A 13,029-nucleotide genomic window follows, 5' to 3' on the forward strand; every position below is an offset into this window, starting at 1 on the left:
ATCGCGTCAACCGCCTGCCCACTGCCCCACGGTAAATTTACGATCCGCTTCGATTTCAATCGGAGTGGCATCGGAAGGCTCGTCTGAAACGGCGGACGTTCGACCACTGCGTTCGGCGAGACGCTTGCAAACATCGCTAAGCGACAGCCCGTCAAGGTAATCCGCGCGGGCGTAAACGCAAACCCCGTCCCGCGTCTGCGCGCCAATCTCAAGACTTTCCTGATCCGCAAAGGTCACATTGGCAACGCGGGTCATGCATTCGGCCAGAATATCCTCGCCGGGCGGATCACCGGGCAGCAGAACCTCGTCGGGGCTGCGGGCGTCTATGTTGATGTTGTGATAACGGCCCATGCTGCGCATACAGTCTGGATCGAGGATGGTGATACTGTCGTTCCATCCGAATGCCGCGGTTTTCGGGCGTTCGCCGAGAGGTACGCTGTTGTCCAGAAACTCGAAATGGATTTTCTGATTGGTCTTCTTGACCCAGTTAAAGAACAGCTGAGGCATGCCGATATTCGCCTCGATATTGAAATGCAGCATGTCATCCAGCGCCTTATAGCGCCCGGTTTTCAGCCCGCGTTGCCACGCCCGTTCAACCGTATCCGCGGGCGGGGTGATCATGAAAAAAAGATAGACTGTGTCGGCAAAACGGCTGAGCAGGGTGCCACCCGGTTTCTGGTAAGGCGCGGGCATAAAGCTGTCAAAGCGGAAACGATCAACGAGCACATGCGGCATCTCTGAATTCGCCGCCTTCGCCTCCATATAGGTGTCGATCTTCTTGTCGATGATCTCTAGCTCTTGCGCGGTAAACGAAGACGCATAGCGATAATCCGCGCCAAGACCGTCGTAATCCAGCAGGAATTTTCGGCAATAATCCGGACTGATCTTGGCAAAATCCTCCCACGGCACGTTGAGCCGTCCTGCCAGTTCCCGTTGCAGTGGTCGCAATGTGCTTTTTCCAGCGCCGGGGCCGCCCTTAACGCTCATGAACAGCGGTGCAGACTGAAAGGGGAGCGTACGATACCCTTCGCGCCGTACGGCCTCTTTGATCATCGGTTGAATTTGCTGGCCGATCCGATGGGTGCCATAGCTGTTGGACACCCAGTTGGTCGCCCATTGCAGCACAAGATCGCGTTCCGCAAACAGCCGCCCGCGTTGACCCACGATTCCACCGACTATCGCCAAGAGCCCCTGCAAACAGGCATGTTCAAAGGCGTCGCCCGGCTTGTCGATTTCATCTTTCCATTGAACCAAGGCCAGTATTTCGGGTGCCTCTGATGCCTCTCCGGGCTTTGGTTTTTGCAGACCTAGCCGTGCGAGCAACCCTTCGGTTTTGCCTTGATCCGCATTGCTGCGTGCATAGATATCCTGTTCGAGGCGCGCCGTGAGACGTTGTTTGATCCTGTCCCGCAGTCGATCAAACTCAAGCTCCAGCGCGTCCATTTTCGGCGCGATGTAACCATCCAGAATGGTCTGCGCCATTGACCTCAGATGCTCGCCCAATTCCGGATATTCAGGGCCATCCGGCACGTTGATATCGGCCATCAGTCGGATCAACAGTTCATGGCGGACAAGGCGGCTGGCGGTAAAGGCGTTCATCTCCATAGGCTTTCGCCCGCAGAACTCTGCCGCTTCCTTGGCCTCGGCGTAGGTGACCATTGATGCTTCGGGTCTGTAAAGCGTGACCATCGGCATCAGCTGCGCCGGGATTTCCGAGTTCAGTCCCGGGTTCCAGGCATTGAAGTCTTCGGTGTCGTCAGCCATGACAGTTCCTCCGATTTGGACATCCCACCTGCCACCAAAAGTGCAGGTGGGATGTTGGGTCTAGGCCTCGCTGGCCTTGCGCGACCGATCACGGATCGCCTTGAACAGCGGCAACAGGATCAGGATGATCGCGATAACGGTAATTGGTCCAGCAATTGGGCGCGTGAAAAAGATCGTCGCATCGCCCGACGACAGCAGCAGCGATTGCCGCAGGGTCGGCTCGGCGATCGGGCCAAGCACGATTGCGAGAACCGCCGGGGCCAGAGGATAGTCCAGCTTGCGCAAGAAGAAGGCGCCAAAGCCAAAGCCCAGCATCAACCAGACGTCATGCATATCCTGTGTCGCAGCATAGCCACCCACAACCGACAGTACAAAGATCAGTGGCGCGAGAACCGTGAACGGCATACGCAGCATCCAGATGAACAGTGGGATGAACGCGAGGTTCACGATTAGAGCAAAGAAGTTGGAGATGTAAAACGACCCGATCAAGCCCCAAACAAAGTCGGGCTGATCGGTAAAGAGACGCGGGCCCGGTGTCAGACCCCAGATCACCATGCCACCCAGCAGGATCGCCGTGGTGGGCGAGCCGGGAATACCCAGTGTCAGCATCGGCAGCATGGCACCCGTCGAGGCCGAGTTATTGGCCGCTTCCGGAGCAGCAACACCGCCTGGATGTCCTTTGCCGAATTCGTCGGGTTTTTTGGCGACCAGCTTGGCCACGCCGTAGGACATGAGCGAGCCGGGCGTCGCACCCGCCGCGGGCAGGATGCCCACAAAAAAGCCCAAGACAGACCCGATGGCAGTGCCCTTCCAGCCGCGTTTCATGCCTTCTTTGGAGTCTGAGACAATACCCTTGACCGACATCTTCGCCTCGGTCGTGGTTATCTCTCCCCTCGTACTTTCTATCGTCCATATCATCTCGCCGATGCCATAGACCCCGATGGCCAGCACGAGGAAGTTGATACCATGCAGGAAGCCGGAGATATCAAAGAATACCAGTCGCGGGGCCCCTGAGATTTCGTCAAATCCGACGGCGGCAAAGACAAGGCCAAGGCAGATCGACAGAATGGTCTTGGGAATGTCGTCGCCACCCAACCCGACAAATGTCGCAAAGGCGAGCAGCATCAGCGCAAAGATTTCCGGCGGACCAAAAATCAGGGCGACCTTGGCCAACAACGGAGCGAACACCGTGAACAGAACGTTGGAAACCGTCCCGCCAATGAAGGAGGCAAGCGCCGCTGTCACCAGCGCCAGACTCGCCCGGCCCTTCATCGCCAATGGTCGACCGTCAAACGTGGTCGCCACGGCGGTGGAAGCCCCCGGAATGCCCAGGGTGATCGAACTGATCGCACCACCATACATCGCGCCGTAATAGATCGCGGCAAGGAAGATGATCGCGGACCCCGGCGGCACCAGGAACGTAATCGGCAACAGGATCGCCACCCCGTTCACTGAGCCCAATCCCGGCATCGCACCGATGAAAAGGCCCAACGTCACCCCGACCAGTATCAGCAAGATATTGATCGGCATGAGAGACGTCATGATGCCGTCCGTCAGTAGCCCCAGAATTTCCATGGCAGTAGTCCTCCGTTACCGTGCGCGCGTGAGCTGGCCGGGTCAGTAGATGATCGAGTAGAGAATGTTGTAGAACGGTTCGGTGAACTTCATTCCTTTGGGCAGCGTGATCCGCATAAGCGCCTCGAAGAAAAAGAAGAATCCTATCGGTATTGAGATGGACAGGATCAAGGTCAGCGTCCAGGTGTGTCGCCCCAGAAACCGCAGGTAATAGAGTAGAAACACCGCCATCGCGCCATACATCGAGATGATGCCGGTCAGAGCGATAAATCCCAAGAGACCGCCGCCGACCAAAACCAGAGTGCGCTTGCCATAGCCGTCAAGCAGCGGTTCGTCAGACCGGGACGGAGGCGAGGTTTGCCGATACCAGTTGATCGCGATCATGACGGTGCAGATCAGCATGATACCAGCGAGCCAGAATGGCCAGGCCCCGCCGCCGGGGCCTTCGCCTGTGATATAACCCACATTCAGCTCGGTGCTCTTCCACATCAGGTAGATGGAGAGGAGGGCAAGAACCCCCGCGGTGACGATTTCTGCAAGGCGCATTTTGCCCTCCTTAAAATCCGAGATTGTGCAGGTTGTCCGGGATTACTCGCCCATCGTGGCGAGCAGTTCCTTGTGACGTTCGACCTGGGTGTTCCAGTATTCCTTCTGCGCGTCAGCCTCCATCCAGAGCGGCGACAGGCTTTCGGAAGTCATGTATTCCTGCCATTCCTCGGTGTCGTAGATGGTCTTGAACAGGTCCTGATAATAGGCCGCTGCTTCATCCGACATTCCGGGTGCTCCGACTACGGCACGCTGGTTGTAATAGCTGAAGTCCTTGCCCAGTTCCTTGATGGTTGGAACATCCGGGAAGGCCGGAAGCCGTTCGTCCGAGAAGGCAACAAGTGGTACCACGTCACCCGATGCGTAAAAGCCCTTGGCCTCTGCCGGGTTGTTCACGCTCGCCATGATCTGCTGACCGGCCAGATCTTTGGCCACGGCGCCGCCGCCTTTGTAAGGGATATACTTGATATCCAGATCATAGGCTTGCTCAAGGTAGGTGATGACAAGGCTGTCTTCTTGCCCCTTGCCCGTACCGCCCATGACATAGCCACCTTCTTTGACCTTGGCGAGCCAGTCGTCAAAGTTGGTGATACCGCTGTCCTTGTGAACCCACAGAACAAAGGGATCAACGCCCATCATCGCCACCGGCGTAAAGGTCTGAACATCAATACCCAGGTTTTCCTGGCGCAAGGGTGTGGTGAAGAACGAGTTCAGCGTCACCAGAATCGAATGATCCGGATCGCTCGCGCCTTTCAGTGCGATCAGCGCCTCGGCACCTGATCCACCACCCTTGTTGTTGGGCACAAGCGGACGCCCTGTGAGGTCCTTCTTTTCAGCAACAGATTGCAGGAAACGGGCGATTTGGTCGGCACCGCCGCCCGCGCCCGCCATGATGACGAAATCCACCGGCTTGGTCGGTTCCCACGCCGCAGCGGGGCCCGCAATCATGCCAGCGAGCGCGGTCGCGCCGGCCAGTTTGACAAACATACGCTTAGTAAGAGTCATGTTATCCTCCCAGGATAGTTCTTAGGTCACGCGAAAGTGTCGCGCCACACGGCCCACCGTTTGGGTCGGCGGATCTGTTATTGTCTCCCTTCGCTCAATCGTGTCATGGCGCTCTCCTCAGTGCACCAGAATCACGGGCATTTTTGCTTGGTCGACAATATGTTGCGTATTGCCGCCAAAGACTGTCTCTTTTTCGTGGCTGTCGCCATAGGCCCCCATGATCAGGGTATCAGCCCCCACTTCCTTGCTGGATGCGAGCAGCGCCGGCCCAACTCTGCGAGCACCTTCAAACCTGTGAATCTCGGCAGTGATCTCATGGGCCAATAGGTAATCTTGCAAATCCGCGGCTGTCGCCGCATTCGGTTCTCCACCAGATGTCAGGATCGTCACTTTTCCGGCGGCCCGTAGGATCGGCAGGGTCATCGTGACTGCGCGGGAGGCCTCCATCGACCCGTTCCACGCCACGGTGACATGCTCGCACAGCTTTGCAGGCGGTTCGACGCCGTTGGGCACCATCAATACCGGGCGTCCGGTCCGAAACAGGGCCGCCTTCAGCGTGTTTGCGCCAAGGTTCCTGTCAACATCCGGCTGTGGCACGGCGATCACGTCCGCAAGGCGACCGTGCCGCCGGATCACATCAACCTGCTTGCCGGTTTCTTCGACCCATTCCGCCGTGGCCATATCCGCATGACGGTCGCCATTCGTCGTCAGACCCAGCTTGTCGACCAGCGCCCGCAATTCTTCGCGCATTCCGGCTTCTTCGACATCCGCGAGTTCCTCGGCCTGCTTCATCATCTGCTTGCGAAACACCGCCGGAAGCGGAACCCCAAAAGGCAACAGGTCTTCGGGACGGGCCCGGCAATGGGTGACCACCACGTGACTGTTGTTGCGATGGGCGAGTACGGCGGCGTGGGCGAGCACGTTGTCGCCCTTGCCATCGCCACGTACCGGAACCAGGATTTTGCGTATCATAGCGTCACTTCCTCAGAACAGGCCGTCGATCTGACCCTGATCATTCAGCATGATGGCCTCTGACGAGGGCACTCTGGGCAGACCGGGCATGGTCATGATTTCGCCGCAGATCACCACGATAAAGCCAGCCCCCGCGCTCAGCCGCACCTCACGGACCGGAACGCTGTGCCCGGTCGGCGCGCCGCGCCGGTTGGGATCGGTGGTAAAGCTGTATTGCGTCTTGGCCATACAGATCGGCAGGTTGCCATATCCGGCCTCCTCCCATTGCTTAAGCTGATCGCGAATCTTCTTGTCGGCCAGAACCTCGTCGGCACGATAGATGCGGGTGGCGATGGTCTTGATCTTGTCCAACAGGCCCATGTCGTCCGGATAGATCGGCGAGAACGAGGCCATGCCCGAATCCGCAACCTCGGCAACACGGCGAGCCAGATCCTCGGACCCTTCCGAACCCAGTTCCCAATGCCGCGACAAGATCGCTTCGGACCCCTGCCCCCGCACATAGGCTTTGACCGCGTCGACCTCGGCGTCGGTGTCGGTCACAAAATGGTTGATCGCCACGACCACCGGAACGCCAAAACCTTTGAGGTTTTCGATGTGACGACCCAGATTGGCGCAGCCTTTGTTGACCGCCTCGACGTTTTCGTCGCCCAGATCGGCCTTGGCCACGCCACCGTTCATCTTCATCGCCCGCACCGTGGCAACCAGCACCACAACACTCGGCGCGATTCCGGCCTTGCGACATTTGATGTTCATGAATTTCTCGGCACCCAGATCGGCGCCAAATCCGGCCTCGGTCACCACGTAATCCGCCAGTTTCAATGCGGTGGTGGTCGCTACGACCGAGTTGCAACCATGCGCGATGTTCGCAAAGGGGCCACCATGTACAAAGGCCGGGTTGTGTTCGAGCGTTTGCACCAAGTTCGGTTGCATCGCGTCCTTGAGCAAGACCGTCATCGCCCCGTCTGCCTTGATATCGCGGCAGTAGACCGGTGAACGGTCGCGACGATAGGCAACGATGATATCACCGAGCCGTTTTTGTAGATCTTCGAGATCGGACGCGAGGCAAAGGATCGCCATCACCTCGGATGCAACGGTAATGTCAAAACCCGCCTGGCGTGGGAAACCATTGGCAACGCCGCCAAGGCTGGTCACGATATCACGCAGCGCCCGGTCGTTCATGTCCATGACCCGACGCCAGACCACCCGACGCTGGTCGATGCGCAGCTCGTTGCCCCAATAAATATGGTTGTCGATCATCGCGCTGAGCAGGTTGTGGGCACTGGTGATCGCGTGGAAATCACCGGTGAAATGGAGGTTCATGTCCTCCATCGGCACAACCTGTGCCAGCCCGCCGCCTGCCGCGCCGCCCTTCATCCCGAAACAGGGACCAAGGCTCGCCTCGCGGATACAGACCATCGCCTTCTTGCCGATCCGGTTCAGACCATCACCAAGCCCCACCGTCGTCGTCGTCTTGCCTTCGCCTGCAGGCGTCGGATTGATCGCTGTAACAAGGATCAGCTTGCCGTCCTTGTTGCCCCGCGCCTTGGCAATGAATTCGGCCGAGACCTTTGCCTTGTCATGCCCGTAAGGCACAAGATCATCGCTTGAAATCCCGAGCTTGTCGCCAATCTCCTGAATCGGTTTCTTGACCGCTTCGCGCGCTATCTCGATATCCGTTTTAAAGGCCATGATTTCTCTTATCCTCCCAAGGTGTCGCCGACGTTTAGTCCGGCGCTCTTGGCCCAGTCTGCTGCGGGTTGTTTGCCACCGCCTGCAGGCTTGACCCGTTTGATTTGAATACGTCCGCCGATACACTGCACCGTGACGCCAGCATCGCTGATGTCCATGATCCGGCTGGATATGCCGTCTCCGGGAACGCGCGCGCTGTCATAGACACTGAGTTCCGCGCCATCATGCGTGGTCCAGGCCCCCGGAGCCGGGTTGGTTCCCCGGATCAGGTCATAGACTTGCTTGACTGGCTTGTTCCAATCGACCTTGGCGTGCTTCTTGACGCATCGCCGCTCGTAGGTTGCGGCGCTTTCGTCCTGTTCGCTATGCGGCGGGTTCCCGGCGCGGAACAGGTCACAAACCTCGAGTACCGAGTCGATGGCTGCAGGGTAGATCTTCTTGAAATAGAGATCGATCACCGTGTCGTCCGGCGCGATATCGCAGACCCATTGCAACAGAACATCGCCCTCGTCCAACCCGTCGGTTGGGTAGAACCAGGAAAAGCCGGACTTGGTGTCGCCCATGATGATCGGCCAGTTCACTGCCGATGGCCCGCGATAGAGAGGCAACAGCGACGGGTGAAAGCAGATTGAACCATGCGTTGGCGTGTCGCGCGCGGCCTCGGGTACGAAGACGTTGACATAGGCCATGACCATCAGGTCAGCATTGAACGCCGCCAGTTCATCAAGTGTTTTCTGATCCTTGAAATGCGCGGGCTGCTTGACCGGCAGGCCCTGCTCCTGCGCATACTCCTTGATCGGATCGACCGGCTTGCCGTCGCTGTCAGGTTCGCAATAGACGGCCACGACTTCGTCCACACCGGTATCGAGGATCTTGGCCAGGGCATCCTTGCCGAACGCTTGTTGGCCCATCACGATTATGCGCATCGGCTTGCCGGTCATTCCGCAGCCTTCCGTGTCACGTCACCCACGGCACCGGACCCGATCACTCGCTCAAGCTCTTCACCGGTGTAACCAAGCACGCTTGCCAGGATTTCTTCAGTGTGCTCGCCCAACAGCGGCGAACGCTCAACCTCTACCGGACTGTCGGACAGTTTGATCGGGCAGCCGACGCTGATGTATTCGCCACGCTCAGGATGATCGACCTTGACCAGTGTGCCGGTTTTATAGAGGCCTTCGTCCTCGGCGATTTCCTTCATCGACAGGATCGGACCCACAGGGATGTTCAGCGGGTTACAGATGTCCATCACCTCGAATTTGGTCTTGGTCATGGTCCATTCTTCGATCCGCGCAAAGATCGCGTTCAGCTTGTCCAGCCGTTCCGGCGGGGTCTGATAACCCTCTTTGGATTTCCATTCAGGCTCACCGATCACATCACAGATCTTTTCCCAAACTGCCGCCTGCGTGATAAAATAGGTATAGGCGTTGGGATCATCCTCCCAACCTTTGCATTTCAGGATGCGACCGGGTTGGCCGCCGCCGGAATCGTTGCCTGCGCGAGGGGTTGCATCGCCAAATGGTATGCCTTCACCGAATTGGCTGTATTCGTTCAACGGACCGGCGGCGAGACGTTGCTGATCGCGCAGCTTGACCCGCGCGAGGTTCAGCACACCATCCTGCATCGCGGCGGAGACTTTTTGTCCGCGACCTGATTTTTCGCGGTGGAACAGCGCTGTCACAATGCCCAGACACAGATGCAACCCGGTGCCGGAATCGCCGATTTGCGCGCCGGTCACCAGCGGCGGGCCATCCCGGAACCCCGTGGTTGAGGCCGATCCACCTGCACATTGCGCGACGTTTTCATAAACCTTGCAGTCTTCGTATTTACCCGGTCCGAACCCCTTGATCGAGGCCATGATGATACGCGGATTGATCTTTTGGATATTCTCCCAGCTGAACCCCATGCGATCCAACGCACCCGGAGCAAAGTTTTCCACCAGCACGTCGCATTCCTGAATCAGCCGGGTCAGAATCTCCTTGCCGGTCTCGTTCTTTGAGTTCAGCTCAATCGACCGCTTGTTGTGGTTCAGCATGGTGAAATACAGGCTGTCCGCACCCGGCACATCGACCAATTGCTTGCGGGTGGCATCGCCGACACCGGGGCGTTCCACCTTGATCACGTCTGCTCCGAACCAGGCCAGCAACTGTGTGCAGGTCGGTCCCGACTGGACGTGGGTGAAATCGAGAACCTTGATTCCTTCAAGTGCTTTCATTGCGGTATTCCTGTTCCGAGTAACTACTTGCGTGCCTGTGGGTAAAGCGCTTGCGCCACCACCGACTGCGGATTGAGATTGCCGATATTGCCGCTTTCCTTGCCGGCGGCCGGGTCGATCACCGCGTTGATCAGGGTGGGCTTGCGACTGGCAAAGGCCTCGGCGATCGCTTGTTTCAGCTCGTCAGCATTGGTGACATGCGCACCGACACCACCAAAGGCCGCCATCATCTGATCATAACGGGAGTCCGGCACAAAAACCGTGGTCGCCGGGTCGTCTCCTCCGGACCAGTTTTCGCCGTCACCGCGATATATACCGTTGTTGTTCATGACCACGATGCAGACCGGCAGGTTGTAGCGACAGATGGTTTCCACCTCCATGCCGCAAAAGCCAAAGGCGCTGTCGCCCTCGACCGCCAGAACCTGATTGCCGGTTTCGACCGCCGCGGCCACGGCGCTGCCCATGCCGATCCCCATGATACCCCAGGTGCCGACATCCAGGCGCTTGCGTGGCTTGATGACGTCGACAATCGACCGGGTCAGATCAAGCGCGTTGGCGCCTTCGTTCACCAGTACCGTATCCGGGTTGTCGGCGATGACCTGCTTCACCACCCCAAGTGCGGAATGATAGTCCATGGGCGAGTTGTTGTTCTGCAGGCGAGGCGCCATTTTTGCGACATTACCAACAACCTTGTCGCGCACCGCGCCAGTCCAGCTTTCGTCCGGCTTTTTCCAATCGCTGCCGATGGCGTCCAAAAGCGCTGTGGCGCAGCTTTCGATATCACCGATCAGCGGAGCCGTTATCGACTGGTTCGAGTCCATCTCGGTTGGTTCAATGTCGATCTGAACAAAGGACTTGGCGCCCTTTTCACCCCAGCCCGGCCCTTGTCCATGGCTCAGCAACCAGTTCAGACGCGCACCGATCAGAAAGACGCAATCGCTTTGCTTGAGCACAAGCGACCGCGCCGCCGAGGCACATTGAGGGTGGGTATCAGACAACAGCCCCTTGGCCATCGACATCGGCAGATACGGAAAGCCCAGCGTTTCGACCAGTTCGCGCACCTTGTCGTCGCACTGCGCATAGGCCGCGCCCTTGCCAATGATGATCAGCGGCTTCTTCGCCGAAGACAGCACCTCGACAGCACGGGCGACCGCATCGGGGCCGGGAACGCTGGCGGGGTTCGGATCAACCACTTTGATCAGCGACTGCTCGCCTTCCACCGCGTCCATAACCTCGCCCAAAAGTGCACCGGGCACGTCCAGGTAAACGCCACCGGGACGACCGGACAGCGATGCCCGCACCGCGCGCGCAACGCCCAGACCGATATCCTCGGCATGCAAAATGCGATAGGCCGCCTTGGCATGGGGGCGGGCAATGGCCAGCTGGTCCATCTCTTCATAGTCGCCGCGCTGAAGATCGACGATTTCACGCTCAGACGAGCCCGAAATCAGGATCATCGGCCAGCAATTGGTTGTGGCATGCGCCAAAGCGGTCAGACCATTCAGGAAACCCGGGGCCGATACTGTCATGCAGACACCGGGCTTTTTGGTCAGAAACCCGGCCGCAGCGGCCGCGTAACCCGCGTGCTGTTCGTGGCGAAACGAGATGACCCGCATACCTTGAGCCTGCGCATAACGCCCCAGATCGGTGATCGGAATACCCGGCACGTTATAGATCGTGTCGATCTCATTCAGCTTCAGCGCGTCGATCAACAGGTGGAACCCATCGGTCAAAGTCTGTGGCGCGTCATCCTGCGTCTCTGCGACTGCGGATTGTGTCATGTTCGATCTCCGATATCTTCCCGTATCACTAGCCAGCTTCCGTTCTTGCCGAACCCAGATTTTCCAACCGGGTCCAAGTCTTGTGAATATGATCGTGCAACCTCATCGTGTGTTCGCGCACCCGCCGCGACGCGAGGTCGGCGTCTCGTGCCTCAAGGGCTTCGAGGATTTCAATGTGGTCCGCGACAGACCTGCGCGCGCGGTCGCTTTCGCCCATCGCGCGCCGCCGGATCGCTTTCATGTGCGTGAACAGCCCATCCGCCGTCGTCTTGAGCAACTCACAGCCCGAAAGCTCCAGAATCGTCTGGTGAAACTTGATGTTCGCATCCGAGTACTCTTCGAGTTCGGCACGGGCCGCATCGCTACTGTGGCGCATCGCGAAACGCCGCAACGCCTTTAGATCGGCGTCACTGGCAGCCTCGGTTGCCATCCGGGCCGCCATACTCTCAAGCGCCGCCCAGGTAATCACCATCTGCAGGATCTCATCACGTGACTTGCGAAGCACAAAAACGCCGCGGCGCGGAACAATTTGCACTAGTCCTTCGTGAGCCAGCCGCGCCAAAGCTTCGCGGATCGGGGTTCGCGAAACCGCCAGACGTTCGGCAAGCTGCCGTTCGTCCAGCCGCAAGTCCGCCTCAGGGTGGTAAATATTCATGTTCAGAATGGCTTCTTTCAGAACCTCGAACGTGTGATCCTTCAGCGTGAAGTTCACAGAAATCGGATTCAGACCGTCACCAATCGACACGTGCGCACCCCTCCCAAGGCGTTCAGGCAGGCCATCTTGCGAGGCACCTGAAGCTGTGTATGTGGTATACCATACATCAAGAACATCACCGGTCAACAAATTTAATTCCGTTGAAAATCAGACAACTACCTTGACATTTTCTATGGTGGTATACCACATACCTGACGTATCGAATCTACGGATTGGACAAACAGATGCTGATAAGGGCAACAGATTCGGCGCTTGTGGTGATTGACATGCAAGAGCGCCTTGTACCGGCCATGCAGGCACCGGCGCGCACCATAGCCAATACGCGCCTTTTGCTTACGGCCGCCAACCGTACTGGGGTGCCTGCACTTCTGACCGAACAGTATCCTGAGGGCCTTGGCCAAACCGTGCCCGAGGTACGAAACGCCGCAGAAGGCGCACAAGTCCTGCCCAAGATGCATTTTTCATGTATGGAAGACCCAGCGTTCGCCAAAGCGTTTCGCGCGCTTGGACGCAAGCAGGCCATACTTGCCGGAATGGAGGCACATATCTGCGTGGTACAAACTGCCGAGAGTCTTGTAGAAGCAGGCTTTGACGTCTTTGTCGTATCTGATGCGACGGCGTCGCGCACGCTGGATAGCGAACGCGCCTGCCTCGACCGTCTGAGCGCATCGGGCGTCGGCATCGTCACCGCAGAAATGGTGGTTTTCGAATGGCTGGGCCGTGCGGGTACACCCGCATTCAAAGAGCTCTTGCCGCTCATCAAGTAATAT

Annotated in this window: 11 protein-coding genes; 1 reads left to right on the top strand and 10 read right to left on the bottom strand. The window is 58.2% G+C overall.

Annotated elements, in window-relative coordinates; translation table 11 throughout:
* Positions 1 to 6: 6 nt before the first annotated feature.
* From ABJO75_RS19160 to ABJO75_RS19205, 10 genes are all read right to left on the bottom strand, one after another.
* On the bottom strand, positions 7 to 1,764 hold the full coding sequence (locus tag ABJO75_RS19160) for a hypothetical protein (RefSeq protein ID WP_348124343.1): 1,758 nt from the start codon (positions 1,762 to 1,764) through the stop codon (positions 7 to 9).
* 60 nt (positions 1,765 to 1,824) lie between these two features.
* Complete coding sequence (locus ABJO75_RS19165) at positions 1,825 to 3,339, bottom strand: tripartite tricarboxylate transporter permease (RefSeq protein WP_348124345.1); 1,515 nt, start codon at positions 3,337 to 3,339, stop codon at positions 1,825 to 1,827.
* Positions 3,340 to 3,381: 42 nt separating this feature from the next.
* Positions 3,382 to 3,885: a tripartite tricarboxylate transporter TctB family protein gene (locus ABJO75_RS19170; protein WP_348124347.1), complete on the bottom strand. Its 504-nt coding sequence runs from the start codon at positions 3,883 to 3,885 to the stop codon at positions 3,382 to 3,384.
* Positions 3,886 to 3,927: 42 nt separating this feature from the next.
* Complete coding sequence (locus ABJO75_RS19175) at positions 3,928 to 4,890, bottom strand: tripartite tricarboxylate transporter substrate binding protein (RefSeq protein ID WP_348124349.1); 963 nt, start codon at positions 4,888 to 4,890, stop codon at positions 3,928 to 3,930.
* A gap of 117 nt (positions 4,891 to 5,007) precedes the next feature.
* Positions 5,008 to 5,862, bottom strand: a complete 855-nt coding sequence (locus ABJO75_RS19180; protein ID WP_348124351.1) for a universal stress protein — start codon at positions 5,860 to 5,862, stop codon at positions 5,008 to 5,010.
* Positions 5,863 to 5,874: 12 nt separating this feature from the next.
* Positions 5,875 to 7,551: a formate--tetrahydrofolate ligase gene (locus ABJO75_RS19185; protein ID WP_348124353.1), complete on the bottom strand. Its 1,677-nt coding sequence runs from the start codon at positions 7,549 to 7,551 to the stop codon at positions 5,875 to 5,877.
* Between the two features lie 8 nt (positions 7,552 to 7,559).
* Positions 7,560 to 8,492, bottom strand: coding sequence for a methionyl-tRNA formyltransferase (locus ABJO75_RS19190; RefSeq protein ID WP_348124354.1), 933 nt, complete (start codon positions 8,490 to 8,492; stop codon positions 7,560 to 7,562).
* A complete protein-coding gene (frc, locus tag ABJO75_RS19195) occupies positions 8,489 to 9,763 on the bottom strand; it encodes a formyl-CoA transferase (RefSeq protein WP_348124355.1) in 1,275 nt (424 codons plus the stop codon). Before frc ends, ABJO75_RS19190 begins: the two co-directional genes overlap by 4 nt.
* A 23-nt stretch (positions 9,764 to 9,786) precedes the next feature.
* On the bottom strand, positions 9,787 to 11,544 hold the full coding sequence (gene oxc, locus ABJO75_RS19200) for an oxalyl-CoA decarboxylase (RefSeq protein ID WP_348124357.1): 1,758 nt from the start codon (positions 11,542 to 11,544) through the stop codon (positions 9,787 to 9,789).
* Positions 11,545 to 11,572: 28 nt separating this feature from the next.
* Positions 11,573 to 12,289 (bottom strand): GntR family transcriptional regulator, encoded by a 717-nt coding sequence (locus ABJO75_RS19205; protein ID WP_348124359.1) that lies wholly within the window; start codon positions 12,287 to 12,289, stop codon positions 11,573 to 11,575.
* Between the two features lie 194 nt (positions 12,290 to 12,483).
* On the opposite strand from ABJO75_RS19205, the gene ABJO75_RS19210 reads away from it, so the two are divergent.
* Positions 12,484 to 13,026, top strand: coding sequence for a hydrolase (locus ABJO75_RS19210; protein WP_348124361.1), 543 nt, complete (start codon positions 12,484 to 12,486; stop codon positions 13,024 to 13,026).
* Positions 13,027 to 13,029: the final 3 nt, after the last annotated feature.

It is taken from the genome of Sedimentitalea sp., from assembly GCF_039973035.1.
Taxonomy (GTDB): Bacteria; Pseudomonadota; Alphaproteobacteria; order Rhodobacterales; family Rhodobacteraceae; genus Sedimentitalea.

What these genes read in the sequence shown, in the direction of transcription:
- ABJO75_RS19160 (WP_348124343.1), bottom strand. Translation starts at nt 1,764, where the DNA reads ATGGCTGACGACACCGAAGACTTCAATGCCTGGAACCCGGGACTGAAC.
- ABJO75_RS19165 (WP_348124345.1), bottom strand. Translation starts at nt 3,339, where the DNA reads ATGGAAATTCTGGGGCTACTGACGGACGGCATCATGACGTCTCTCATG.
- ABJO75_RS19170 (WP_348124347.1), bottom strand. Translation starts at nt 3,885, where the DNA reads ATGCGCCTTGCAGAAATCGTCACCGCGGGGGTTCTTGCCCTCCTCTCC.
- ABJO75_RS19175 (WP_348124349.1), bottom strand. Translation starts at nt 4,890, where the DNA reads ATGACTCTTACTAAGCGTATGTTTGTCAAACTGGCCGGCGCGACCGCG.
- ABJO75_RS19180 (WP_348124351.1), bottom strand. Translation starts at nt 5,862, where the DNA reads ATGATACGCAAAATCCTGGTTCCGGTACGTGGCGATGGCAAGGGCGAC.
- ABJO75_RS19185 (WP_348124353.1), bottom strand. Translation starts at nt 7,551, where the DNA reads ATGGCCTTTAAAACGGATATCGAGATAGCGCGCGAAGCGGTCAAGAAA.
- ABJO75_RS19190 (WP_348124354.1), bottom strand. Translation starts at nt 8,492, where the DNA reads ATGACCGGCAAGCCGATGCGCATAATCGTGATGGGCCAACAAGCGTTC.
- frc (WP_348124355.1), bottom strand. Translation starts at nt 9,763, where the DNA reads ATGAAAGCACTTGAAGGAATCAAGGTTCTCGATTTCACCCACGTCCAG.
- oxc (WP_348124357.1), bottom strand. Translation starts at nt 11,544, where the DNA reads ATGACACAATCCGCAGTCGCAGAGACGCAGGATGACGCGCCACAGACT.
- ABJO75_RS19210 (WP_348124361.1), top strand. Translation starts at nt 12,484, where the DNA reads ATGCTGATAAGGGCAACAGATTCGGCGCTTGTGGTGATTGACATGCAA.